We start from the raw sequence: 25,268 nt of genomic DNA, 5'->3' as shown, positions 1-25,268 counted from the left end.
TTTTTCTTATCTGAACAGCGGGCTTAAGTCGTTAATAAGCTTTAATACCAAACTGACGAAGACGCTTAGGCAGCACTTCATCTAACTTGTCTAGTTCACTCGGTTTGACTTCGATAAGGTTGAAATGATGCTGCTCATAAACAGTACGAATGGTCTCACGGTCAGCCTCAGCCATCTCCCCAGTATCACTTCCCCAAAACTGTAAATAGACTTTACCGCCTGGCAAATAAAAATCACTGGTGACATCTTGGTCAATCGGCAGTTGACGCTCATAAGCGTGCACCACACCAGCCAAGTACAGCCAGTTGTCGATGAGCAACTCCCCCTTAGAGCGCACGTAATGCCCATCTAATGTTCGGTGTTTGGCTTCAAACTTTTGGCGAAAGCTTGAGTACGATTTATCCGTGGAGTGTGACTTCGCATCTTGCCCTAAAAATTCAATGACAGACTGCTTAAGACGCTTATTACGCAGCACCACATCGTGCCATACGACAAAGGTATTTTGTGTCTCTTTATCGGTTCTTTGCTGGCCACCAGCGCGTATACCAGCTTCAGTGACACTCCAACCTTCTTCAGATTTGGCGATCCACCCCAACTCACTCAACAGTTGGTTCATGCGCTTCGCATTCAGTTTCAGCTTTTCACCCAGCTGCGTGGCGCTTAATGTTTTCCCTGAGCTGGAAGTCAGCTCAATATGTAAATTGGTCGGCCAGACGATGAACTGGCCAAATTTAGGGTGATCCACATACTCGCCGCCAAACTTGGCGCCTTCTTCCGTCAGAATCCATTTTTCGTCTTGGCGAACAATGTAGCCAGCACGTTTGAGATCGGCAAACAACAGCTTGGCTTCAACCTTACGCATTTTCGCTAATGCCGACGTCGATATTTTTTCAGACATGTGGGTACCTCATGCTGCTGTAAAACTGAACACTATGTCATCATAGTAACGTATTGATTTCACGGCTTGAAGTCAGAGAAACAAGATTTCGTTTTACAAATAACAAAGCCAATCTCAAGGGACTGGCTTTGTTATGTTAAGTTGAAAGAAGCGGGGGCTATTTAATAAAAGCAATACAGCCTTGCAAAATCACTAAGTTCACAATGTCGATGAAGAATGCACCGACAATTGGTACTACCATAAATGCTTGTGGTGATGGACCATAACGACTCACGATAGAGCCCATATTCATGACCGCAGTCGGTGTGGCACCTAAACCGAAACCACAATGTCCACTGGCGATCACCGCGGCATCGTAATTACTGCCCATCATGCGGAATGTTACGTAATAAGTGAACACCGCGAGTACGGCAGACTGAATAGCAAGAATAATAAGGAATGGGATCGCAAGATCAAAGATATTCCACAATTTCAAGCTCATCAGAGCCATGGCAAGGAACAGCGATAGCGAAACCGTACCAAGAATATCAACGGTTTCTAAATCAACCTTGCGCACCTTGGTCACTTCCATGATATTGGTGATGACAACACCAATAAACAGCGCATAAACAAAATCTGGGATCATCAACCACTTGATGCCAAAACTGCTCACCCAACTCTCCAGATAGCTCGCGCCTGTCACGCAAAGCAAAATAATGGATAAGCTTTCTACAACTCTTTTCGCCGTGACACGATCTTCTTCATGTTCGTTATAGGTCACCAATTCAGGGAAACTCTGATGGCTTTGGTTGGTGCGTCCGTATTCCGATTCTAAGTTGTGCTTGTTGAGTAACTTTTGCGCGACAGGGCTGCCAATAATCCCGCCCATGACCAAGCCAAACGTAGCAGAAGCCATCGCCACTTCTAGGACATTGTGCAAACCATACATTTCTTGAAAAGTTTGCGACCACGCCGCACCAGTTCCATGTCCGCCAGAAAGCGTAATAGAGCCGGCGATCAACCCCATGAGTGGATCTAACCCCAATGCGGTAGCTAAGGATACGCCGACCGCATTTTGGATAAGAATGTAGACCGATGCCACAACAAGGAAGATGAAAACCTTCGCACCGCCTTTAATAAGTTGGGTGTAATTCGCGGCTAAGCCAACCGTCGCAAAAAACATCAGCATAAAGGTGTTTTGCAGTGGCAAATCAAATGATACATCCACACCATTTAAGTGCATCGTCGTGATCACGCAAGCCACGACTAGACCACCAACAATTGGCTCTGGGATATTGAATTTCTTTAAGGTTGGTAATTTGGTGTTAATGAACTGCCCTAAAAATAACACGCAAATTGCGACGAGAAACGACTCTTGTGGGCCGATAGATATTACCTGATTCATGAGACCTCTTTACTCTCCTCTTTCTCATTCATTGAGCAAGCGCTCAACGTGAGATAGGTGCCTAAGTCAATCAGATTGCCTCTCGAACCTTTTGTTTTCTAGGGTGTATTTGCCACAAATTCTCATCAAGTAAGAAATGGATGCACCCAAAATCCCACTGATTATCATTATATGAGAATACCAATACCAAGCTGGTGGTAAATACCTTGATTGGATTAGAAAAATAACACTTCTCAACTTATGAGAAGTGTCTAATTTATGTTCACAATAAAGTCTTCAAAATAGCTATCACATAGGTAGATATTTAGGGAAAGCGAAGGCTGGAACATACACTTAATTTTAAATTATTACTTTCTCTCCGGCACACTAGGTGTTATACCTATATATAACACCATTTCAGCCAAGAGATTCACTCATGACCAATTGGCATGATCGCCAACCGATTTTTCGACAGTTGGCTGACCAGATCACTCAACAAATACTGCAAGGTATCTGGCAAGAAGGCGATGCTCTGCCCTCCGTTCGTAGCATCTCTGCGGATATGAAAATTAACCACCTCACCGTCATGAAAGGCTATCAATTGCTTGTTGATGAGGGGTTAGTGGAGAAAAAGCGCGGTCAAGGTATGTTTGTCGCTTCAGGGGCAAAACTAAAATTGCTCGCAGACGAGAAGGCACGTTTTCTTCAACAACAAATTCCGCAGATAGCCGACACAATACAGCGTCTGGATATGTCACTCGACGAATTCATTCAACAACTAAAACCACACTTGAAAGGTGACCAATGAGCGCATTAGTCAGTGTAAACAACGTCTCCAAGCAATATCAGCAACAAGGAGAAGCACTGCATGAAGTGAGTTTCGACCTACATGCAGGACAAGTACTTGGCTTACTCGGCCATAATGGCGCAGGTAAATCAACGCTTATTAATGCCCTACTCGGCGCACATGAATATCAAGGCACTGTTCGTATCAACGGATTTGAACCCATTATGCAACGCGACAAAATAATGCGGAGCTTATCCTATATCTCGGATGTGAACGTTCTGCCAGATTGGATGACTGTCGCTCAACTGCTTAACTATACCGAAGGCGTGCATCCAGGGTTCAATCGCGCTCAAGCAGATACGCTGCTTCGTCAAACGGACATCAAACCTCGTGCGCGCATCAAATCTTTATCCAAAGGGATGAAGGTGCAATTGCACCTCGCGATTGTAATCGCGACTAACACCCAAATCCTCATATTGGATGAACCGACACTCGGGTTAGATCTCGTTTATCGTGATACGTTTTATCGTCACTTGTTGGAATGGTTTCACGACGGCGAACGCGTGTTGATCATCGCCAGTCATGAAGTATCAGAGATTGAGCACTTACTGACTGATGTGCTGATTCTCAAGCATGGCCGCCCTGTACTACAAACCTCGATGGACAGTATCAGTGAAGACTACTTCATCCTTGAGGCCAGCGACGAATACCGCACACAAATTGAAGCGATGAACCCACTGTCGTCACAAAAAGGGCTCGGTTCAACGAAATGGTTACTCACTGCCCAGTATGCCCAACAAGCAGAAACAATGGGGGCCATCCATGGGGTGAAGTTAGCGGATCTATTTTTAGCATTGCAGAAGGAGGCAGCGTAATGCGTTCAGTTGTCGCGATGTTGCAAAAAGAGTGGTTAGAAAACCCTCTTGTTTTACGTATTCCACTGTTTGTGTTGGCGTGTGGACTTATTCTCTTTGTCAGTTTAATGAGTAACGACACTCTACAACACAATATGTTTTTCCAAATGAGCTTTGGTGGCGATGTCAGTGACATTCACAAAGAGCTTGGTGACGATGTAAACATGTTGATCACCGGCGGGGCGGGACTGCTGTCTATCTTGTTAGCCGTTCAATACTTCCCGAGAACACTGCGCAAAGAGCGCGCAGAGGGCAGTATTATGTTTTGGCGTAGTATGCCGGTCAGCGATATAAAAACTCACTTAGTGAAGCTAGGGTTTGGTTTATTGGTGATTCCGCTCGTTTGCTCGGCGCTTGTGCTCGCAGCAGATTTGATGTTGTGGTTGCTGAACATCTCTACTGATCACCAATTGGCTTTGTTGTACCGCCAAGCCTCGTTAGGTTACGTGCTGCTGCATTGGGGAGAGTTTTTAATCAGAATGTTGTTCGCCGGTATTCTACTGTTACCGCTGGCATTAACCGCAATGGCTATTTCTCAGAAAGTGAACTCACCACTGGTCATTTTGTTTATCGCCATTTATGCGCTGCGCTGGATGCCAATCGCACTATTTGGCTATTACGGCCTAGATCAGTTCTTCTCCGAAGTGCTTTACCTTCCACTGCACGCCATTGTTGCACCAAGCCCATTTAATGCAATTCCTCAAGCGGGTTGGTTAAACGTTGGCATTTACGCTTTCGTCGGCGTTCTTGGTTGGACAGCTAGTCTCAAGTTCAGCCGAACCATTCAATAATCCGTCGTTCGATAAACGGCCAAAATCGAGCCATAAAAAAACGGTCACAACCTGTGTTGTGACCGTTTTTATTTCGACCTCAGGAGATCATGAACTTAAATTTAACCAAGGAATGAAATGTAACCTTGTAAAATGATTAAGTTAACGATGTCGATAAAGAAAGCCCCCACAATTGGCACCACCATAAATGCCTGCGGCGACGGGCCAAATCGGTTAACGATAGAGCCCATGTTCATCACGGCTGTTGGGGTTGCCCCCAAGCCAAAACCACAGTGACCACCCGCAATAACCGCAGCGTCATAGTTGCGTCCCATCACTTTGAACGTAACGTAGTAAGTGAAGATAGCTAAGACCACAGACTGCACAGCCAAAATGACCAAGAATGGAATCGCTAAGTCAAAGATATTCCATAACTTCAAGCTCATTAATGCCATCGCCAAGAACAATGACAAAGAAACGGTACCGAGCATATCGACGGTTTCTGCGTCTAACTTACGAAGCTTGGTCACCTCTAAGAAGTTCGTGATGATCACACCAATGAACAGCGCATATACAAAGTCTGGAATCATCAACCATGAGATTTCATACGTGCTAACCCATTGCTCAACATACTTAGCCCCCGTAACACAGATCAGTAGGAAGAAGAGTTTCTCCACCACTTTTTTCGCCGTTACTTTATCTTCTTCGTATTCGTTGTAGGTCACCAACTCAGGGAATTTTTCGTGAGTTTTGGCATCCCGACCACCACGACCATACTCCGATTCAATGCTGTTTTTTTCTACGAGGCGCTGTGCCACTGGGCTACCAATGATACCGCCGATGATCAAACCAAAAGTGGCTGATGCCATCGCAATTTCCAAAACGTTATCCAATCCATACACGTCTTGGAAGGTTTGTGACCACGCAGCACCTGTACCATGGCCACCAGACAGAGTAATCGAGCCAGCAATTAACCCCATCAAAGGATCTAAACCGAGCGCCGCCGCGAGTGAAACGCCAACGCCGTTTTGTATGATGATGTAAAACGATGCGACAGCTAAGAAGATAAAAACCTTCGCACCTCCTTTCATCAACTGAGTGTAATTTGCGGCCAAACCAACCGTCGCAAAAAACATTAACATAAACGTATTTTGTAACGGCAAATCGAACTCCAAGTCGATGCCGTTGAAATGAAGAGCAGTAATCATGCAGGCCACAATAAGGCCACCTACAATCGGCTCAGGTATGTTGAACTTCTTTAAAATCGGTAGCTTAGCATTAATAAAATGCCCCAGGAAAAGCACACTGATTGCGACCAAGAAGGACTCCAGTGCACCTACAGATATTAAATGATTCATATCGCCTCTTATTATTGTTCTCTTCATCCTCCGTAATGATCGAGTGTTAATTTAACCTTCATTCAATAGCAAATGTTCTCGCTTTACTGTTTCGAAAATACTCAAAAGTTGGTGTAGATGCGCCTTAGGCTAGTTTAAGGGACGCTCCTTTAGCGATGTGTCAGTTTTCCGCTGTTAGCAAGCCCTTAAATGTGAAAGGAGCCGATATAGCTCCTTCAAATGCCCCCTCGCAATACCTGTGCGTGACTGCTTGGGGTATAGTGTTGTGAGTAAATTCTGGGTGACACTTTCTGAACCACGTTGGGCTCCCTTACTTAAACAGAATGTGTCAATTACTATCAAACAAAGTTCCTTCCCGTTGTAACCTCTAAACGCCGAGATCGCGTTCAAAACAATTGGGTTTGCTTGTTCCTGTCGTAGTTTTTCAACTCTGGCTCATGGTGTGTAAACGAGCCGAATCCAAGGAAACTCTCAAGCTGCAACAAACGTTTTCGTCACAACGGAGCCGGATTATAACATATTGCTGATAATTTTCTTCAATTCAGTGACATTCACCAATCCCATGGTTTCATTCCATAATGATTAACTGCTGAATAGCATTTTTACAGACAAAAGAACAAAGCCAATTCAGCTTAGCCTCACCAAAAAATAAACCTTAAAAGCCAATCACTTATCTATCGTCTCCTGAATAAAACGTGTTTTGATAGGCTTTTTGGAGGGCCCAGCAACCAAAATGTACGGTGTTGTCATGGTAGTCTTTCGAGGCTAACTACCCGATTCTGGGTGATAAAAACAATCCCAGTTATGAATCACACAAAAACATGTATAATTTTTATGTAAGTTATTCAAATAACAAGAGCCCTACATGAAAATTCATTCGCTTTTCCCTGTGCTATTACTCTGTGCCATCTCATCTGCCACTGCAGCGGAAAATATCCGTATTGAATATTCTCCCGTGGAAACAACCCATGAAAACATCGCCCTGCAATCTATCCAAAACAGCGATGTAAACCCAATTTTTCTTGAGCTATCTCAGATCCACTTTCCATTTCGCAAACCACTCACACTGATTTACGGCGGAGAAGATAGCCCAATGTACGATCCCGATACGCACACGATACACATTCCTTACACTTTTTATTTGGAATCACTCAATTACTTCTCCAATAACCAGTATGAAGAACGCCTTGGAAAATCCCCAAAAACAGGGGCGTTAGATACGTTATTACACACCTTGCTGCATGAAGCCGGGCATGCTTACATCGAAGATCAAAACATCCCTGTTCTCGGAAAAGAAGAAGATGCCGTCGATAATTTTGCCACGATCTTAATGATTGACTTCCTAGAAGATGGCGCAGAGATGGCCATTAGCGCCGCCGACATGTTCGCATTTGAGTCCGATGACAGACCGGACTACTACGACTTCGGTGAGTACATTGATGAGCACAGTTTTGATTTGCAACGCTACTTCTCTACCTTATGTTTGGTGTACGGCAGTGATCCGGAACAGTACAAGTCGCTTCTCGATGAAGTTGAAAAAGACTACCTACGAGATCGCAAAGACTTTTGCCAATACAACTACGAGAACATACGCGCGAATTGGAACCACTACCTGCAACATAATGAACCAAAAGAAAAACCGCCACGTAGAACTCAGTAAGACAAATCAAATAATAAGACGATCGCAATGACAAAGCTCACCATATTTTATGACGGAACTTGCCCACTGTGCGCCAAAGAAATGCACGCACTTAAGCAACGAGATGTAAAACAAGCGATAAAAATCGTCGATATCTACAGCGATGAATTTTCTGATTACCCACAGATAGACGCGCAAAAAGCCAACACGATTTTGCATGCGCTGAATGACAACAATGAACTGATACTTGGTCTTGATGTGACTCACCGAGCATGGCAGTTGGTCGGACGAGGTTGGCTATATGCACCACTACGTTGGTCATTACTCAAACCAATTGCCGACTGGCTTTACCTGCGCTTTGCCAACAATAGGTATCGTGTCTCATACTGGCTTACTGGTAGCTCCCGCTGCAACTCGGGCCAATGCTCTCGCTAATTGTGATCCTGCTTAAAAATGTGAGTCTCTCTCGTCCACGATCACCAACTTCCTGTACTTCTCACCCGCCAACTCGGTTAATCTGCAATCAGTACAAAAATAATTATTAACACTTTTATTTGGTAAAGCTATTGAAGTTTACCAGTTTGTAACGCTGCGCCGAGACGTAAGGAAGTACCTATGAATCTAACGATAAGAAAGCGACTTTATATTCTTTCCATCATTCCCGTGTTAACGATTGCTTTGGGTATGATGTGGTTTACCTACCTCCAAACCAGTACCTACAACCAACAACAAATCAATCATACGCACACGACGATGATGGCGATGAAGAAAGCGGAACTGAAAAACTATGTGCAGATGGCTCATTCCGCACTCAAACCGTTATTGGATCGTAATGCCTCATTGCAAGAAGCCATTCCAGTGCTCAAAGAGCTAGAGTTCGGCCAATCAGGTTATATTTTTGCGTACGACTCAAAAGGCGTGCGTGTTGTTGTCGGAAAAAACAATAAAGGGGTTGGAGAAAACTTCTATAACCTGCAAGACAAAAAAGGCAACTACCTGATCCAAGACCTGTTGAAAAACGCCAAAACGGGTGACTTCACAACCTACTACTTCCCTAAGTTAGGGCAAACCGAAGCATTACCTAAACTCAGCTACTCCATGTTCATTCCCAAGTGGGATATTATGATTGGCACAGGTTTTTATACTGATGATATCGATGCGATCATTACAGAGATGGAAAACACAGCAAACGATGAGCTAAACAATACCTTAGCCGCTATTGCTATGTTTTGTGTCTCTATTGCCGTTGTCGTGGCTATTTTTGCCGTACTCGTCAACCGTAGCATTATGCGCCCTATCGAACAGTTTGACAGCTCAATCCAATCTTTCGCGCAAGGTGACGCCGACTTAACCGCGCGTATGGAAGAATCTAGCGTGCCAGAATTTAAGCAGCTCGCGCATAACTTCAATATCTTCGTTGAGAGCTTGCAAGGAATTATTAAGAGCGTCAGCCATGTCGGACAAGAGGTAGTATCAGAAACGAACAACATGTCTCAACGCGCCTCACAAGTGGATGAATTGGCTTCTGGTCAACGTGAGGAAACGGAACAAGTCGCGACAGCAATGACAGAAATGACGGCCACCGCTCACGAGATCTCTGGCAACGCAAACCAAGCCGCCGATTCCGCTAAAAACGCCGATGACAACGCACAACAAGCGAAACACATCGTAGACTCCGCCGCTAACTCCGTTGAAGCGCTAGCGAATGAGGTCTCTGAAGCAAGCACTGTAATTTCACGTCTAGAGAGTGACGTGCAGAACATCTCATCCTCACTTGAAGTCATCCAAGATATTGCTGAACAAACCAACTTGCTTGCGCTAAATGCCGCCATTGAAGCGGCACGAGCGGGCGACCAAGGACGCGGATTCGCAGTTGTCGCGGATGAAGTGCGTAAGCTTGCAAGCCGCACTCAGGACAGCACAGGTGACATTCACAAGATGATCGATCAACTTAAAGCAGGATCGGATGCCGCAGTAAAAGCGATGGAATCTAGCCAAGCACGTGGCGAAGCGACAGTAGAAGAAGCACGTGCTGCATCGGTTGCGCTGCAAGATATTCAAGCAGCGATTGCGAATATCATGGACATGAACACGCTGATCGCGACCGCGACCGAAGAGCAAAGCCAAGTTGGACAAGAGATTTCACAACGCATCGAAGTCATTTCTCAGCAAAGTAGTCAATCGGCGCACCTTGCCAATCAAAATCGCTCGGGCAGCCAAAACCTCAATCACAAAGCCAACGAACTTTACGACTTGGTGGGACGCTTCACAGTTTAACTTCCTTAACCATACTTAATAGTAGAAACAGCGACGCCTTAACGTCGCTGTTTTTATTTCTGCTATCCTCAAGCGACTTAGCTATAATGCCGCCAACTAAGCACCCATAAGGGCAAAACCAGATGATTATCATGACCACCAATTTCGGTGACATCGAAATTGAATTGAATCTAGAACGAGCGCCAGTTAGCTCAAAGAACTTCAAAAAATACTGTGAAGATGGCTTCTACAACGGCACCATTTTCCACCGCGTTATCGATGGTTTTATGATCCAAGGTGGCGGTCACACCGAAGACATGGCAGAAAAGCCAACGCGCGCCCCGATTGCGAACGAAGCAAACCGTGGTCTAAAGAACCTTGTTGGCACTATCGCAATGGCGCGTACCGATGCACCGCACTCTGCAACGGCACAGTTCTTCATTAACTTGGAAGACAACGATTTCCTAGACCACACCGCAACCACCAACTTGGGCTGGGGCTACGCGGTGTTTGGCAAAGTGACTGCGGGTATGGATGTCGTAAATCGCATCGCGAAAGTGAAAACGACCTCTAAGCTTGGTCATGATGATGTGCCATGCGATCCAATCATTATCGAGAAAGTGACAGTCAGCGAATAAGCCCATTTGCCTCTTGGTAGAAATCGTCGCTACAAAACGATAAAAGCGCCTAACGTCTTATGACTTAAGCGCTTTCTGTTTTTATGACTCAGCCTATTAGTTTAGCTTGTGCCGGAGTTATTGATAGAAAAGCTCGGCTTTTGCTCCAACCAAATCCAGTTCAGAGCCCTGAGAATCAGCCAGATATTCCGCGACAAGGTTGTACCCGACCCAATACCCCATGTACTTCGGCCAGCGGCTTTCATCACTGCCAAGAAAGTAAGCATCGAAGTTGTAATCTAAACTGGTCAGCTTGTCTTTCATCTCAGCATAGAAAGGACGCCAATCTTGATCTTTGATATTCTCAAACAAGCTCGGAGTGACGCCACCATTTACCTTGCGTTCGAAATGACAAGCTAACCCTTCCATAATCAGCACATCACCAAGCGCAACGCCATTCTCTCCCGCTCGCATACGGAACAGGTGATGCAACTCATGCGCTAGCACCGCAGCTAGTTCTTTATCAATCACGTTTTTAATATCTGCACGTTGAGTATCAAGCAAAATCTCTACACGATAGGCACTTAAGCAATAGCCACCAATCCCCGTCTGCGGTACGTCATTGCGATCAAACGGGCTAACGGTCAGGTCAACGTTACTTAAATCGATGTTACTTAAATCAAAGTAACTAGAAAGTAGTGAGCTCAGATCATCAAGTTTCTGATGCAAATACTCAGAGATTGGAGACAACTCTCCCGTCGCATTTAAGAGGGTTACGCGATAACTCATTTATCTTCCTTGATAATGTGGGTTAATAGCAGCGAGTTTACAGTGTAAAGAGTGAACAGTTCTAGCGATTACATCCCTTTGAACAAACTTTGAGATGCACGGCTCACGGGGAGCTTGTTTTCTCCAACGTGAACAAACATTCTGCCTGCAAAGTCTTTGTTTACCTTGCTAATTTTGCACACTTGCACCAGGCTTGAACGGTGCACTTGCCAGAACTGTTCTGGGTTAAGCTGCCCTATCAACTCTTTCAACGATGTGCGAATCAAATACTCCTGCACTTTACCTTGTCCTTGTTGGGCATACACAGAAACGTATTTTTCTTCCGCTTTGAAATACAGCACATCAGACGTGGCGATCAGATGAATATCTTCCCCTTGCGTCGCTTTAATCCACTGAAGATATTGCGGCGTTTGTAGCGCGGAGAATTGCTGCAACTGTTCTAGCAAGCTGCTCATCTGCACATTACTGCTTTCTTGTGTTCGCTTAGCAAGGCGTGCTTTCACTCTTTCACACGTCGTCAGGAGGCGCTCATCCGAGATAGGCTTGAGCAAATAATCGGCGGCATTTTGTTCAAAGGCTTTGATGGCGTAATCATCGTACGCGGTAACAAATACAATCAAAGGTGGATTGGCGAGTTGATTGAGTTTTTGCGCTAATGTCATGCCATCCAAAACTGGCATACGAATATCGAGAAACGCAATATCAGGTTGGTTTTGCTCAATAGCTTGCAACGCTTGTTCACCATCCGCGACTTTGGCTATTACCTCTAGATCTGGCCACACTTCAGCTAGGCTTTTATCAAGATGACGCCTCAATAGCGGTTCATCATCAGCAATAATGGCAGTAAACCCTGTATTCATTCCTTTCTTCCTTGCTTACGATTCCATTGGCCAGCTCAAGCGAACACAAACGCCACCCTGAGCAGACTCACTGATAACAACCTCTCCTTGCCCTGCGAACAAAGCTTCAACTCGCTGCTTGAGATTACTCAAACCCACGCCGGAGCCCATGTGCCCACTAACATGATTCAAGCCAACACCTGTGTCTCTAACTTCAATCTGCAAGTTCTGTTGTTCGCGCTTGATGAGTAAACTGACTTCGCCGCCTTCTCGCTTTGGCTCAATACCGTGAACAATGGCATTCTCCACCAAAGGTTGCAACATCATCGGTGGCAGTTCTGTTGTTCCTAAACCGTCTTCTACTTCAATTTTGTAGCTTAGACGTCCATCCAGACGTATCTTCTGAATACTCAAGTAGGCTTCAATTAAGGCAATTTCATTCTCAATCGTGGTGTGCTCTTCACGTGAGCTTTTTAGCGTCGCACGTAATAGTGCGGTAAGTTGATCCAACATCTGCTTGGCCTTATCAACGTCCTGGGACATCAACGCGCTGATATTTGCCAAGGTATTAAATAGGAAATGCGGTTCAATCTGGCTTTGCATCTGCTTAAGCTGACTTAGCAACAGTGCACGTTCCTGCTCTGCCTTTTCACGCTTGATACTCTCTAATTCACGCTGAGCAATCGCTTCTTTCTCTCGTGAGTGGAAATAAAAGTAACACATGCCGCTGAATAACAAGCCCATCAGCAACACTGGCAGCATGCCCGAAATGCCGAAGTATTCACCGAGCCAAAACTGCGCATTAATGACGCCAAACAACAAACAGGCGGTCAGTGACAAAGCAATTTCTAGTCTACGAGGGATGCTAGGAAACAACTTGTCGACTAACCAAGAGAAGAACAAGGCGGAGTAACCAAAACCAAAGCTCACCAATACATGCACATAGTAAGGACCCCCCCAAACAGACAATGTCATTACCGAGATAAACAAACAGAATAAAGTCGTGACAACCACACTGCGTAGCCATCCACTTTCTACCATTAACTTAGCTGAATACATTTAGAATTTCCCTTTGATATTAAATACAATCATATGCTTATCATTGATTTGTGCGTAAGCAGATTGGTCGTCTCCGGTTAAAAAGCGTGCGGCAACTTCCACTTCTACACTTTGATCGCCGGTATCAATCCATTGGTAGTTAAGCCACTGCGTGACAATCACACCGCCATCTTGCGGCGACAACATCACATCCAACGTAGGGGTTACATCACTTAGCCAGCCGATATCCGCTTTGCCGTTCCATGCAGCCCACGCTTCCACATCCCAACTCCAGTGCAGCATTACGTTATGCTGAACGATATTGGCATGCTGAAACCCTTGGGCATAGCTTGTCGCAAGTAGAGATACATTAGGATCAGGGATCTGAGAAAGTAATTCGCCACGCTCTATTGCTTGTTGCCATTCGCTTTTCGACCATGCTCGGCTGTCGTACCAATATTCAGCAATCACGTTGTGTCCGGCTTGGTTTGCCCAGTTCACCCCAGCTAAGGCTTGGAATGCGCTGCCCTGCTCCTCAACCGAAATGGGTCGGTAAAGATCATCCTGCTGAAACTGATAGCCGACACTTTGCTTTTGCCACAGCATGGAACCGTGCATTGCGATGGATTCATCCCACACCGCAATTACACTGGCTCCAAGTAAACCTCGGCGCACATCATCGTAATAACCAATAAGTTGATACTCGGTGTCACCCACCAGCGCATAACGACGAATACCAACACCTTGCTGCTCTGCGGCTTGATCAAGTGCACTTTGGTCTTGTTGCCCCCAGCTTGAATCGGTCGCAATGACGGTCCATTCGCCGGCCATATCGTAGTGTGAAAGTGAAAACACACCCGCGCCCTCTTCTGCCACTAAGCCAACAGGGTTTTGTCGATACGGCTTAAACAGATCCAAAGGTCGGTAGCCATAACCTACGCCCCAATCCACGCGCAACTTACCTAAGCTCACATCAAGAGTGGTATCGCCGACTTGCCACTCCCCTAGCCAAGCCAGCTCTCGAATCAGCAATTGGTTATCAGCTTCACTCCACCAATCACTCTCTCCTTGTTGATTGAGGTACAAACCTTGGCTGTACAGAGCAAACAAGCCACTGAAGTTTTGATAGTTCACCTGCACATCCAAGTGTGCATTAAGTGAATCACGAGAACTGCCCTGCGCCTGCATAAATCCGCTGTCACGCTGCTTTGCAGTTTCGTAACTGACAGCCCAATCCCACTCAAAACTCAGTTCATCATTGGCAAAAGCAGGGGCTGACGCGCCCACACACAATGAGGCAGCAATCAACAAACTGGTGCTTTTGTTAAGGTTAGGCTGGTGCGATTTCATGTGACTTCCTTGCTCGTTTTCATGGTTCTCTTTACAAAGCTCAGGCTAAAGCTGAGTCGTGTTGGCTTTCGGCAAATAGCTTGGGTTGTAGAACTTGTTATCCAGTTGCCAAGGCACGATTTCTTGATACTCGATAACGGTCTTTTTGCTCGGCTGAATGCTATCAAGCAAGGTCATCTCACTGACGTAGTCTTCACCGTTGTCGCTTGCACGTCCGTATTGCGCTTGCTTGGCGAGTTTGCCAGAGCGCAAGTAGAGATCAGCTTTAATTGGAAACGCATCTTGCTCAGACAACCACAAATCGATCTTCTGATAGCTTGCCCCTTTGGTTTTCGCGGTTAAGGCAAGGTGATAAGCCGCAACACTCTCTCCGTTCACCGAAACGGTTTCTGTCGCTTTCCATTCACCTTGATAATCTTGGCTCCACGTCAGGGTTGAGATGTCGCCGATAGACGCTTCACCAAGCAGCTTCTGCATTGGCGTAATGCGAATCGGACGGCGGCTCTTTGGCATTTGCAGCCAGTAGTTATCGCCCATCATCAGCATCTTTTGTCCAGCTTCGACTGCCGATTTGAACACCACCAACGATTCACGATTTGGACGCGTGTACACGTGGTAAAGGCGGGTTTTATCTAATTCTTGGTCTTGATATAAGCGCACCAGTGACACCACTTTGGAGGAATCATCTTGCAAGCGGTAGCTGTCGGCTTTTTCAATCAATTGCGCAACTTGCTGTGCATCTAGCGCTGTTTCATTCGCACTGGCATTGATGCTTGCAAAGCAAGTTACCGTCAGCAATGCAATTGGTAATAGTGATTTGAAATTAAACATAAATCAGTGCCTCCGTAATTGGCTTGTTCACCCCTTTGCGTGCCGAGAAAAACGCCGCAATCAAACAAATCATCAATACTGCGAATCCTGCGACAGCCACCAGCTCCCAAGAGAAGTAAATCGTTAATGGGTAACCTTCTGTACGCCCTGGCGGTGGCGGCATTTGCACATCCACGACCATCAGTAAGACGGTAACTAACGCAGTAAACAAAGCGCCGATTAAGCTGCCAATCACCGCAAGTAACCCTGCTTCGCGCAAGAACCCAGCAATGATTTCGCGAGGGTAGCTACCAAGTGCTGACAAGGTGCCAATTTCACGGGTACGCTCGGTGACCGACATGGTCATGGTGTTGAACAGCGCAACAAAGACCACCAGCGCCATCACTGCCCCCATGATGCCGAAAATACGGTCGTACAAATCTTTCACTTTGAGATAGAAGAACGCGCGTTCTTGCCAAGGCGTAATTTCAATATCTTGATCACCAAAGTTCTGCTTTTGTTTAATCAGAACCGAAGCCACTTGTTGCTCGACTTGGCTCGTTAAACTGGTATCAAACAGGAAGACAGATAGTGCACTGACTTTGTCTGAACCTAGCAACGATTGCGCGCTGTTGATGTGTACGTACAGCTGGCGTTTATCAAGCTCAGGCACGCCGGTTGAATAGATGCCACGAACTTTGAAGTCATATGCGTTCAAAGCACCGTCGGTTGTGGTCGCCAGCAAGGTAATCCAATCGCCAACGTGCACGCTTAGGTTGTTCGCTAAATCAACGCCGAGCATCACTTCTGGCTCTGCTGGGTCATAACGCGATGCATGAATGTTGGACAGCGTCTGCCCTTCGCGCACATCCAAAAACGGTCCTTTCATATCGAATTCGCGCTCGTTAACGCCAATGCCGATAAAGATCGAGGACTTGTTGCCGTTGGAAATCAAACCGCTGAACTCAACTCGAGGCTGCACACCTCGCACTTCATTCAAGCCAATCAATTGCTTGGTGATGTAGTCCGCATGAGTTAACCCGTTACTCAGTGGCATCTCTTCTTCTTTAGCGAAGTAACCTGGCGTGGTTAACGTCAGATGCCCCGTGTCACGTGCTGTTGACTCTTTCAAACTGTCGTAGGTGTACAGACCAAAACCACCCGCACTGGTTAAGGCAAACACGGCAATGGCAATGATCAGAATCGACAACAAACTGCGGCGGCGATTGCGTTGCAGGTTCAACCAAGCAAGGCGAACGGAAACTGGAATTAGCTTGCCCATGAAACCTCCTCCACACTTGCGTGCGTTTGGGTGATCTTGCCATCCACCAATTCAATGGTTCGATCGCAGCGAGATGCCATACGAGGGTCGTGAGTGGCGACGATAAAAGTGGTACCAAGCTCGTGTCCGAGCCCTTTCATAATGTCGATGACCTTGTTGGCAGTTTGGCTATCAAGACTTGCGGTTGGCTCATCAGCAATCACCAACGCCGGTTTGTGCACTAAGGCGCGCGCAATTGCCACGCGTTGTTGCTGACCGCCTGATAGGTTATCGGGCATGTGATGAATAAACTCGCCCAAGCCAACGTGTTCTAGCATTTGTGTAGCGAGCTCGGTTTGTTCTGCTTTTGAAAAGCCGTTGAGATGCAGCGGATAAGCCACGTTCTCTAACGCTGTCATCACAGGTACAAGGTTGAATTTTTGGAACACAAAGCCAAGCTTTTCACGGCGCATTTTCGCAGCCTGCATTTGCCCAGTTGGGTATGGGCTGCCTGCAAACGTCACCTGACCTTGGTATTGAGTATCCAGCATGCCAAGTACGTTAAGTAAGGTGCTCTTGCCTGAGCCAGACGGCCCGCACAATGCCACCATTTCGCCGGCAAATACTTCACCAGAAACCTCTCGCAATGCACGCACCGTTTGGCTGCCAAGGGCGTAGTCGCGGCTAAGTTGATTAAAAACGATCATGACGCCTCCCTAATATTTCGCTAACAGCGCTTTCGCGGTTTGCGTTTCTAGATTGCTGTCACCCAATTGCTCCATTTGCGCTAACCATGTTTTGGCTTGTTGAACATCTTCAGCGCGCAATGCAGCTTCAATGGCGTAGCGATAAATCCAAGACGTTGCGGCGAAAGGTTGCTGGCTAAAACTCGGTTCATCGAGCAGAGAAAGGTACAGCTCGTAGCCACGCTCAAAGTGATTGAACATGTCAGGTAGAGAAGTAAAGGTGGTGGCTGCCATGGCGGTGGCTAATTGGTATTCCGGCAAGCCTTGTAAGCGTTGTTGCTCTTGCAGTGGTACTGGCTGATTCGCCATTAAATCCAAACCTTTTTGGATTGTCGCAAGACCGCGCTCGGTGAACTTCATCTTGTTCCAAGGCATAAACGCCTCACGGCCTTGCAATGTCTCAGCACTGCCCAAGTAAACCAACGTCACCGGCGTTGCGCCCTGCTCTTCGAGTTGTTTGGATAATTCGCCGTAAACGGTATCAACTAAGCCAGAGTCACCCTGCGCTGCTTGGTTGAATTGACTGAGTGTGCGCTCGCTTGGATTAGCCAGAGCCAAATTGCTGCTGAGTGCAAATGCGGCGATAAACGTACTTGCCAGTTTAAGAGCTTTGATTGAGCGAGATTGAGAAACCATCATGTTCTGTCCTTAGTTGAACGTGATTTGATGGTTTCAGATTAAGGGAGAAGATCGCACGCTGCTTTTGCATGCGACCAATGGCAGTTATTTAGAATGAACGGTTGTTTGCTGCGATGAATGACATTCCCTTCTTAAAGAGAGCATATATCCCTGCTTGTTTGTAAGCATCTGTCTTTCACCACAATAGGAATAAAAATACTGGCTTAAAACCTGCATCTAGTGTATTTATCCATTCCACAGCTTTCCAAGCAGCTTACCCATAACAGACGACATCGACGCTCCTCTCATACACACCTTTGCATGGTGTCTGTTATTTCCAAATAGGATTCTTAGCATCGGAATAGTTCGAACTCTTGAGTTCTGGTTGTTTTCGCGCTCGAACTGGGTGCGTTATTAGGTCGTAGAAAATGAATAAGCGTTTTTTCCCCAGGGTCGATTTGCCACTGCTGATGGCGATCATTCCGATCATGCTATTGAGTACACTAACACTTTGGAGTGCCAGTGGCTTTAATGAGGCCATGCTCTTCAAGCATTTAGCACGCTGCGGACTGACCTTGGTTTGTATATTGGTCATGTCATCGATTCCCGCCGCTAGCTATCAACGCTCAGCTCCATATCTCTACATTATTGCGGTTGCGCTGCTACTTGCTGTCGCTTTGTTTGGCGATAGTACTAATGGCTCTCAACGTTGGCTCGATATTGGCTTTTTTCGCTTTCAACCCTCGGAGCTAATCAAACTCTCGATTCCAATCATGATCGCGTGGATGCTACATATTGAAGGTGGCAGACCAGATAGTAGGAAAATCGCATTCTGCTTACTCATCACAATGATTCCTGCTGGGTTAATCGCGCTACAACCGGATTTAGACGGTGCAGTTTTTACCGTCATGTACGCCTTATTCGTTTTATTTTTAGCTGGCATGAGCTGGAAAATAATCGGTGGCTTTGTCGCGAGTATATTAACGTTGGCGCCAATTTTGTGGTTCTTCGTCATGGAAACGTATCAAAAAAGCCGCGTTACTCAGTTCTTGCACCCGGAGTCGGATCCGTTAGGTTCGGGCTACCAAATCATCCAATCTTTGATTGCGATAGGCTCTGGCGGAATGAAAGGCAAAGGTTGGATGAATGCTACGCAAGGAACACTTGGCTTTATTCCAGAAAGTCATACGGACTTTATTTTTTCGACTTATGCCGAGGAGTGGGGTTTTGTTGGTAGTTTAGTCTTGCTCGCACTGTACTTGTTTATTACCGCGCGCGTCATGTTGCTTGCATGTCAGTCTGACCACTTTTTTAGTCGGCTTGTGAGTGGTGCATTAGCGATGAGCTTTTTCCTGTATGCTTTTATCAATACAGGCATGGTGAGCGGCTTGTTGCCAGTAATGGGAAGCCCTTTGCCGTTCTTTAGTTACGGCGGCACGGCCATGCTGACGCAAGGCATCTGCTTTGGTGTGATCATGTCACTGTGTTATTCCAAATATCGCAACGTATAATGCTGCTAGCAAAGAGTGCGATCAAAAAAGGCTTCCCTCGGGAAGCCTTTTTACAACGGTGGAAGCTAAAAAATTATAGCTCTGCGTTGTGGTAAACCTGCTGAACGTCGTCACAGTCATCTAGAAGATCTAGGAATTTCTGGAACTTCTCAGCATCTTCACCCGCTACTGGAGTGTGAGTTTGAGGAACGAAAGTGATTTCTTCCACATCGATCGTTAGATCTGGGAACGCACCATTTAGTGCTGTCTTCGTCTTGAAGAACTCTGTATGAGGAGCGAATACAGTGATCACACCGTCTTCTAGCTCAACGTCAGTTACGTCTACATCTTCCATCATTAGCGTTTCTAGGATGATTTCATCATCGTCGCCTTTGAACTGGAATACCGCTTGGTGATCGAACATGTGAGAAACTGAGCCCTCAACACCAATTTTCGCACCCACTTTAACAAAGCATTGGCGTACATCTTGGAAAGTACGGTTGCCGTTATCGGTCAGACAGTCAACGATAACACTAGTACCGCCAGGGCCGAAGCCTTCGTAGCGCGCTGGTTGGTAATCTTCACCACCGCCGCCACTCGCTTTGTCTAGTGCTTTGTCGATAACGTGCGCTGGTACCTGATCTTTTTTCGCTTTCGCGATCAGGTGGCGAAGAGACAAGTTCATGTCTGGGTCACTACCGCCGTTTTTCGCGCACATGTAAATTTCTTTACCGTATTTGGAATAAACTTTAATTTTCGCGCCTGCAGTTTTCGCCATAGAGGCTTTGCGCACTTCAAAACTTCTTCCCATCGGGATGTCTCTCTAAATTCAAATTTAATGCGAAGGATTTTAGCAAAAAGCGAAACCTTTTCAATTTCGCTTAGCAAAGGAATGGGGAGGTTACCTCATTCGCCACATAGTTTTATACCGTTGTCACGATTCGCGTTAAGCGACACCCATTACTCGTTTGTACTTTTCGACCGATTGCTGAAAAAACGCTTTTTCATCAGCATCGTTAATCTTGGACAACTGTTCTTCTATTGCTTCAGGACCAGATTTGGCCTCTCTGAGCTTCCAAACCAAAAACGACGCTTGTTTATCCAGTTCGATTTTGTTTTTTTCATCAGGCGGCAATAGGGATAGATTGAACGACATTTACAGCCTCAAGGTACTTTAAATACTAGCCGCGCACTATAGCATACAGAGTTACAATTGCAGAATAGAAACGCACTTAACTTGATCAATTTCAAGTTAACTATTTGGGACCCGCACTGATTTTCAGCGCTTTTGGTAAAAACTGCTCGAATATTTGATGCAACCGATCTTTGGTCACAGGTTTGGCGACAAACTCATTCATACCGACGTCAAAGCAATGTTGTTGATCTTCTTTAATAACATTGGCACTCAACGCAATAATGGGAACGTGTTTCCCCCACTCTCCCATTTGTCGAATACGCTCAGTAGTAATGAAGCCATCCATCACTGGCATTTGGCAATCCATAAACACCAAGTCAAAAGCTTGCTTCTCACATAGCTGAAGCGCTTCTTCACCATGATTTGCGACGCTCACTCGAACGCCGAGCTTTTCCAACATAATACGGACGACTTTCTGGTTTACGATGGTATCTTCAACAATCAATACCCAAGGTTGATTGTCATGCTGGAGGCTGGTTTCATTATCTTCAACTTTTGGAAACGTCAAAACATTAGGTCGTTCCGTGTAGGTAGACCGTGCTTTTACTACAACTGGAATCGAAAACTCAAAACAACTACCAAGCCCCAACTCACTTGTCAGTTGGATTTCTCCTCCCATTAAGTTCACCAACTGAGCACCAATCGCCAAACCAAGGCCGGTACCACCGTACTTTCTGGTTGTACTGCCATCGGCTTGTTGGAAACGTTCGAAGATCGCTTGTTGGTTCTCTTTCGCAATACCAATGCCAGAATCAACGACGCGAAATCGAATCATGGCGACATCATGCTCTTGACGTGTTAACTCAACAAGAAGCTTCACATGACCACGATCAGTAAATTTGATCGCGTTGCTCAACAAATTGTTCAATACCTGTTTTAAGCGTGCAGCATCACCTTGCACTTCCGCTGGCAAGTGAGGATCAATATCGCTAAGCAATTGCAGATTCTTCTGCTTGGCTTTGACGGTATGTAAGCTGATCACATCATCCAAAATACGGCGCAGATCATAGCTTACATTTTCTAATTCGACTTTACCTGCTTCGACTTTAGAAAAGTCGAGAATATCGTCGATGATCGTCATTAAAGAGTGAGAAGAACTATCGATGATCTCTACAAACTCTTTTTGCTGAGGATCGAGTTTGGTGTCACCCAGTAATGAAGCGACACCAATAATGCCATTCATCGGTGTTCGAATTTCATGGCTCATGGTTGCAAGAAATTCACTTTTTTTGCGGTTGGCGACTTCCGCTCTATCTCTTTCTTCTTCAAGCTCAGTCTGATGTTCACGGACTTTCTCAACGCTTCGGTTGTATTTCTCCGCCAACACACTCACTTCGTCAAAACACCAACGCTTTGGGAGCGTAACTTTGCTTGGAACCTTCCCGCCACTAAAATCGCTCACGGCGCCAGAAAGCAGTTGGAGAGGATTGACCAAGAGGCGGAAGGCGACCCAAAGCACGCCAATTATGAGCAATAGGATCTTGATCGCTTCTGTCGTGAGCAAGAAAAAAAATTGTTGCCAAAGATCTTCATAAATCGAGCTCAGATCCGCCTGAACAGTCAATGTCGCCAGATCATAGGTTTTATCACCAACACGATATTGCATCGGCCAACTTCTTTCTACGACATCCTCAGAAAGAGCGGTGCCCAGTTCGACGATAACTTCATCTTCATTAGCGATACGTAAATAATCCACAGAGGGCATGCGCATTGCGCCCTCTGCTTGAGTGAGTAACAGCTCCCTATCCTCCACCCATAAGCTGGCAGAAAAGCTCGATAAGTAACTGGATTCGACCTGCTTTAGCTCGACGTGCAAATGGGCTAAATCTTCATTAAAAACTCGATATAAACTCACAGCGGAAATGATGACAGTAAAGATTAAACTCAACGTTAACACCGCCAACATAAGTTGGTTGCCGATACTAAATCGACGTTGAGATCGCTCTTTTTCATCCATATGAAATCGCTCCGATAAACTTGCGCTACTCTAAATATAGCCACGCGCAAATAATAATCGAGGATACGATGAAAAGACTTTTACTTAGATTGGCTTTTAGTTTTATTGCGATAGGAACTTATGCTACTGCCGCTGAAGTGAACTATTACGTTATCGCCGACCAAGCAAGGCCATTTCAAATAGAACAACAGGGGCAAATGCATTCCGGGATTGTGACTGACATCGTCAGTGCCATTTTCGCTGAATCGGATTATCAGGTGAATTATCATACTTATCCGTTTAAACGAATGATCTCCATATTAGAAGAAGGTGGCGAACCAAACTGGCTAACTTACGGCAGCCCAAACTGGGGCAAGGTGCAATCAGAAAACTTGTCTGAAGAGCCCATTTACACTGTAAAACATGTATTGGTATCGAGTAGTGAGAAACCGTTAGAGTTCAAGAATATGGACACTATGCATGGCCGCTCTATCGTATTACTACTCGGTTTTGACTATCCGAATTTAATCCCATTCTTTGAGGATGGTAGTGTGAATGAAATACGCGTTAAAGATTATGATGCCGCATATCGAGTGATAACCCGAACACCAGGAGATACAGCCTTCGTCGAAATGGAATCACGCGTTATGTACAACTTAAAACGCCTCAATTTGTCGCTAGAAGATTTTCAGATCCAATCTTTCGACTCAGTTATCCCTGACTACTCGATCTATTTGGCCTTTTCGCCCCAAATGCAGCCAGAAACTCAGGACTACATCAATACACGTTTGGCTGAGTTAAAAACATCGGGTGAAATTGATGAGATCATTCAAAGGTATCAATAAATGACCTAACGAATGAAAACGCCAACGATTCTATCGTTGGCGTTTTCATCTATTGAGACATAGATGATGCTTTACTTGGTGTGATTGACAAACTTAGGATCAAACATGTGCCCTAATTTACTCGCCTTAGTTTGCAAGTAGTGTTGATTGCTTGGATTATTACCTTCTTGCAAGGGCACACGCTCAATGACGTTGATATCAACCGCTTTTAACGCAGCCAGCTTACGTGGGTTGTTCGTCATTAGTCGCACCGCATCAATGCCCAAATGCTCTAACATCCCTTTACAGAATGCGTAATCACGCATATCAGCAGCAAAGCCCAAACGTTCATTGGCTTCTACAGTATCGGCGCCATCGTCCTGAAGGTGATAAGCTCGAATTTTATTAATCAAGCCAATACCACGTCCTTCTTGACGCAAATAAAGCAGTACACCACATCCCTCTTCGACAATATTTTGTAGCGCCCTATTGAGCTGAAAACCACAGTCGCAACGCGTACTAAACAAGGCATCGCCAGTAAGACACTCCGAATGCAACCGAATAAGCGGTGCAGCGCTGTTTGCAGGCTCTCCATACACGAGGGCAAGATGCTCTTTGTTCGTGGCAGTTTCAACGAAGCCATACATCATAAATGTGCCCCATTGGGTAGGCAATTTGGCTTTATCGATGAACTTCACGAGATTGTAGGGCTCGACATGTCTCAGCTCAGCCCGAACGTTCATCAGAATTTCTCCTAAATGATTTTCTCCTTTACCGTCTCCCCCATCCCCCCAAAAGGCATCTTTGTGAGAATGCTCTGTGAGACAAGCGTTACCCGTTCTCATTAACTGCTGCGCTAAAGGTGGATTTTGCAGAAACTTTTCTCTAACGATGAAAGCCATAACGGCCAACTTCATATCCTCCCAGTCACTTCTGACAAAATGTTCGTATTTTCGACTTAAGGCGAACGCTTCATCTGGAGTGCTCGCGTGTTGAATTTTGCTTTGTAACTGCGCATCGAGGAACTTTTGGGCTTGATAATAATGTTCGCTGGTGGGCCAAGTTTGGGAGGATATATTGACTGGGGCATGGCAAAAATTGGAAAGAAAACCGTGGGGCTCATCGGGCTCATAAAAAAGGATTTGGTCAACCATACTCGCGCTCCTTGCTTTGTGGTCGCGATAATCAACAAAAAGCATATCGCTATTGATATATCTTTTAGTAACGCTAGGTAAGATTGTCAAACTTCTACACAGATGAAAATGAGTTTGGATCTAGAACTTTTTAGGTGAAAGAGAGGTGAATTAGAACGTTTGGATAAGAAAAATAAAGAGATGTGAGATGTTGTGGTAAGACGCAATGGCTAAAATGGAGCGAAAAATAAAAAGGGCAGCCCGACGACTACCCTATGGATTGCTATACCAAACTAGAGCAATCAGTGTATCAAGCCAAGCTCCCTTGCTTCTTCAATGGTCAATCCACTTTCACGGATTTCACGTAGCGCTTCAATGCGTCTTCTGGCTTCTGCTGATTTCACTGTTTTCTCAGGCTTCACAACGGCTTCTTCATCAGGTAATTCCCATTTGTGAGCGATGTTGGTCATCTCGTCATGGTCGATAGAATTAATGGACATATTTCCTCCGAACACACCATGTTTTCGATGCGTAATCTATAGCAAAACAGGAACGAGGTGGTAAGAAAAACTGTAGGGAAATGTGACCCCTCCCGCCCTTTCGTTAACTCCTTAATAGATCCATCATTTAAGTTTTG

Annotated in this window: 25 protein-coding genes; 9 read left to right on the top strand and 16 right to left on the bottom strand. The window is 45.6% G+C overall.

The annotated features are described in order from the left end of the window. Positions 1-31 precede the first annotated feature (31 nt). Positions 32-898 carry a glycerol kinase gene (locus L3V27_RS07585; protein WP_237311493.1) on the bottom strand — a complete coding sequence of 289 codons (867 nt, stop codon included), beginning with the start codon at positions 896-898 and terminating at the stop codon, positions 32-34. Positions 899-1,055: 157 nt separating this feature from the next. Further along, positions 1,056-2,282 carry a sodium/glutamate symporter gene (gltS, locus tag L3V27_RS07580; protein WP_006740924.1) on the bottom strand — a complete coding sequence of 409 codons (1,227 nt, stop codon included), beginning with the start codon at positions 2,280-2,282 and terminating at the stop codon, positions 1,056-1,058. 415 nt (positions 2,283-2,697) lie between these two features. On the opposite strand from gltS (L3V27_RS07580), the gene L3V27_RS07575 reads away from it, so the two are divergent. The 3 genes from L3V27_RS07575 to L3V27_RS07565 are packed head-to-tail and all read left to right on the top strand — an operon-like array spanning position 2,698 to position 4,753. Beyond that, complete coding sequence (locus L3V27_RS07575) at positions 2,698-3,069, top strand: GntR family transcriptional regulator (protein ID WP_005392046.1); 372 nt, start codon at positions 2,698-2,700, stop codon at positions 3,067-3,069. Next, on the top strand, positions 3,066-3,923 hold the full coding sequence (locus L3V27_RS07570; RefSeq protein WP_048625518.1) for an ABC transporter ATP-binding protein: 858 nt from the start codon (positions 3,066-3,068) through the stop codon (positions 3,921-3,923). Before L3V27_RS07575 ends, L3V27_RS07570 begins: the two co-directional genes overlap by 4 nt. Then, positions 3,923-4,753, top strand: a complete 831-nt coding sequence (locus L3V27_RS07565; protein ID WP_114322669.1) for a hypothetical protein — start codon at positions 3,923-3,925, stop codon at positions 4,751-4,753. Before L3V27_RS07570 ends, L3V27_RS07565 begins: the two co-directional genes overlap by 1 nt. A gap of 101 nt (positions 4,754-4,854) precedes the next feature. On the opposite strand, the gene gltS (L3V27_RS07560) is transcribed toward L3V27_RS07565, so the two are convergent. Then, positions 4,855-6,090 carry a sodium/glutamate symporter gene (gene gltS / locus L3V27_RS07560; RefSeq protein ID WP_006740921.1) on the bottom strand — a complete coding sequence of 412 codons (1,236 nt, stop codon included), beginning with the start codon at positions 6,088-6,090 and terminating at the stop codon, positions 4,855-4,857. 865 nt (positions 6,091-6,955) lie between these two features. Here gltS (L3V27_RS07560) and L3V27_RS07555 point away from each other — a divergent pair. The 4 genes from L3V27_RS07555 to L3V27_RS07540 all read left to right on the top strand — a co-directional run bounded on the left by L3V27_RS07555 (position 6,956) and on the right by L3V27_RS07540 (position 10,623). Continuing rightward, positions 6,956-7,750, top strand: coding sequence for a DUF4344 domain-containing metallopeptidase (locus L3V27_RS07555; RefSeq protein ID WP_237311492.1), 795 nt, complete (start codon positions 6,956-6,958; stop codon positions 7,748-7,750). Positions 7,751-7,777: 27 nt separating this feature from the next. After that, complete coding sequence (locus L3V27_RS07550; RefSeq protein ID WP_237311491.1) at positions 7,778-8,164, top strand: DUF393 domain-containing protein; 387 nt, start codon at positions 7,778-7,780, stop codon at positions 8,162-8,164. 180 nt (positions 8,165-8,344) lie between these two features. Next, on the top strand, positions 8,345-10,006 hold the full coding sequence (locus L3V27_RS07545) for a methyl-accepting chemotaxis protein (RefSeq protein ID WP_005392065.1): 1,662 nt from the start codon (positions 8,345-8,347) through the stop codon (positions 10,004-10,006). A gap of 122 nt (positions 10,007-10,128) precedes the next feature. Beyond that, positions 10,129-10,623: a peptidylprolyl isomerase gene (locus L3V27_RS07540; RefSeq protein ID WP_005448882.1), complete on the top strand. Its 495-nt coding sequence runs from the start codon at positions 10,129-10,131 to the stop codon at positions 10,621-10,623. A 117-nt stretch (positions 10,624-10,740) separates the two neighbouring features. On the opposite strand, the gene L3V27_RS07535 is transcribed toward L3V27_RS07540, so the two are convergent. The 8 genes from L3V27_RS07535 to L3V27_RS07500 form a co-directional block, all read right to left on the bottom strand. After that, complete coding sequence (locus L3V27_RS07535) at positions 10,741-11,391, bottom strand: DUF2268 domain-containing putative Zn-dependent protease (protein ID WP_237311489.1); 651 nt, start codon at positions 11,389-11,391, stop codon at positions 10,741-10,743. A 68-nt stretch (positions 11,392-11,459) separates the two neighbouring features. Further along, on the bottom strand, positions 11,460-12,251 hold the full coding sequence (locus L3V27_RS07530; RefSeq protein WP_237311487.1) for a LytTR family DNA-binding domain-containing protein: 792 nt from the start codon (positions 12,249-12,251) through the stop codon (positions 11,460-11,462). 15 nt (positions 12,252-12,266) lie between these two features. Further along, a complete protein-coding gene (locus tag L3V27_RS07525; RefSeq protein WP_065645240.1) occupies positions 12,267-13,289 on the bottom strand; it encodes a sensor histidine kinase in 1,023 nt (340 codons plus the stop codon). Beyond that, positions 13,290-14,618 (bottom strand): hypothetical protein, encoded by a 1,329-nt coding sequence (locus L3V27_RS07520; protein ID WP_237311485.1) that lies wholly within the window; start codon positions 14,616-14,618, stop codon positions 13,290-13,292. Between the two features lie 45 nt (positions 14,619-14,663). Then, positions 14,664-15,449 carry an outer membrane lipoprotein-sorting protein gene (locus tag L3V27_RS07515; RefSeq protein WP_042522314.1) on the bottom strand — a complete coding sequence of 262 codons (786 nt, stop codon included), beginning with the start codon at positions 15,447-15,449 and terminating at the stop codon, positions 14,664-14,666. After that, entirely contained in the window at positions 15,442-16,710 is a 1,269-nt protein-coding gene (locus L3V27_RS07510; protein ID WP_237311483.1) for an ABC transporter permease, read from the bottom strand. The genes L3V27_RS07515 and L3V27_RS07510 overlap by 8 nt, the downstream gene beginning before the upstream one ends. Continuing rightward, complete coding sequence (locus L3V27_RS07505) at positions 16,698-17,396, bottom strand: ABC transporter ATP-binding protein (protein WP_154203013.1); 699 nt, start codon at positions 17,394-17,396, stop codon at positions 16,698-16,700. The genes L3V27_RS07510 and L3V27_RS07505 overlap by 13 nt, the downstream gene beginning before the upstream one ends. Positions 17,397-17,405: 9 nt before the next feature. Further along, positions 17,406-18,074 carry a hypothetical protein gene (locus L3V27_RS07500; RefSeq protein ID WP_017189795.1) on the bottom strand — a complete coding sequence of 223 codons (669 nt, stop codon included), beginning with the start codon at positions 18,072-18,074 and terminating at the stop codon, positions 17,406-17,408. Positions 18,075-18,481: 407 nt separating this feature from the next. On the opposite strand from L3V27_RS07500, the gene rodA reads away from it, so the two are divergent. Further along, positions 18,482-19,564, top strand: coding sequence for a rod shape-determining protein RodA (gene rodA / locus L3V27_RS07495; protein ID WP_237311482.1), 1,083 nt, complete (start codon positions 18,482-18,484; stop codon positions 19,562-19,564). A 73-nt stretch (positions 19,565-19,637) separates the two neighbouring features. Here rodA and L3V27_RS07490 read toward each other — a convergent pair whose 3' ends face one another. From L3V27_RS07490 to L3V27_RS07480, 3 genes are all read right to left on the bottom strand, one after another. Further along, positions 19,638-20,354: a YebC/PmpR family DNA-binding transcriptional regulator gene (locus tag L3V27_RS07490; protein WP_005392082.1), complete on the bottom strand. Its 717-nt coding sequence runs from the start codon at positions 20,352-20,354 to the stop codon at positions 19,638-19,640. A gap of 135 nt (positions 20,355-20,489) precedes the next feature. After that, a complete protein-coding gene (locus L3V27_RS07485) occupies positions 20,490-20,699 on the bottom strand; it encodes a DUF3283 family protein (protein ID WP_005374484.1) in 210 nt (69 codons plus the stop codon). Positions 20,700-20,799: 100 nt separating this feature from the next. Further along, on the bottom strand, positions 20,800-22,695 hold the full coding sequence (locus L3V27_RS07480; RefSeq protein ID WP_237311480.1) for an ATP-binding protein: 1,896 nt from the start codon (positions 22,693-22,695) through the stop codon (positions 20,800-20,802). Between the two features lie 68 nt (positions 22,696-22,763). Between L3V27_RS07480 and L3V27_RS07475 the strand changes: the two genes are divergently transcribed. After that, positions 22,764-23,519 carry an ABC transporter substrate-binding protein gene (locus L3V27_RS07475; protein WP_006740908.1) on the top strand — a complete coding sequence of 252 codons (756 nt, stop codon included), beginning with the start codon at positions 22,764-22,766 and terminating at the stop codon, positions 23,517-23,519. Positions 23,520-23,590: 71 nt separating this feature from the next. On the opposite strand, the gene ribA is transcribed toward L3V27_RS07475, so the two are convergent. Together ribA and L3V27_RS07465 are read right to left on the bottom strand one after the other, a co-directional pair. After that, entirely contained in the window at positions 23,591-24,652 is a 1,062-nt protein-coding gene (ribA, locus tag L3V27_RS07470; RefSeq protein WP_006740907.1) for a GTP cyclohydrolase II, read from the bottom strand. A 281-nt stretch (positions 24,653-24,933) separates the two neighbouring features. Further along, on the bottom strand, positions 24,934-25,131 hold the full coding sequence (locus tag L3V27_RS07465; RefSeq protein WP_005392088.1) for a hypothetical protein: 198 nt from the start codon (positions 25,129-25,131) through the stop codon (positions 24,934-24,936). Positions 25,132-25,268 lie beyond the last annotated feature (137 nt).

It is taken from the genome of Vibrio sp. J2-3(2022), assembly GCF_021725735.1.
Taxonomy (GTDB): domain Bacteria; phylum Pseudomonadota; class Gammaproteobacteria; order Enterobacterales; family Vibrionaceae; genus Vibrio; species Vibrio diabolicus.
The sequence above is the reverse complement of the archived record's forward strand: the minus strand, read 5'-3'. Positions and strand labels throughout refer to the sequence as shown.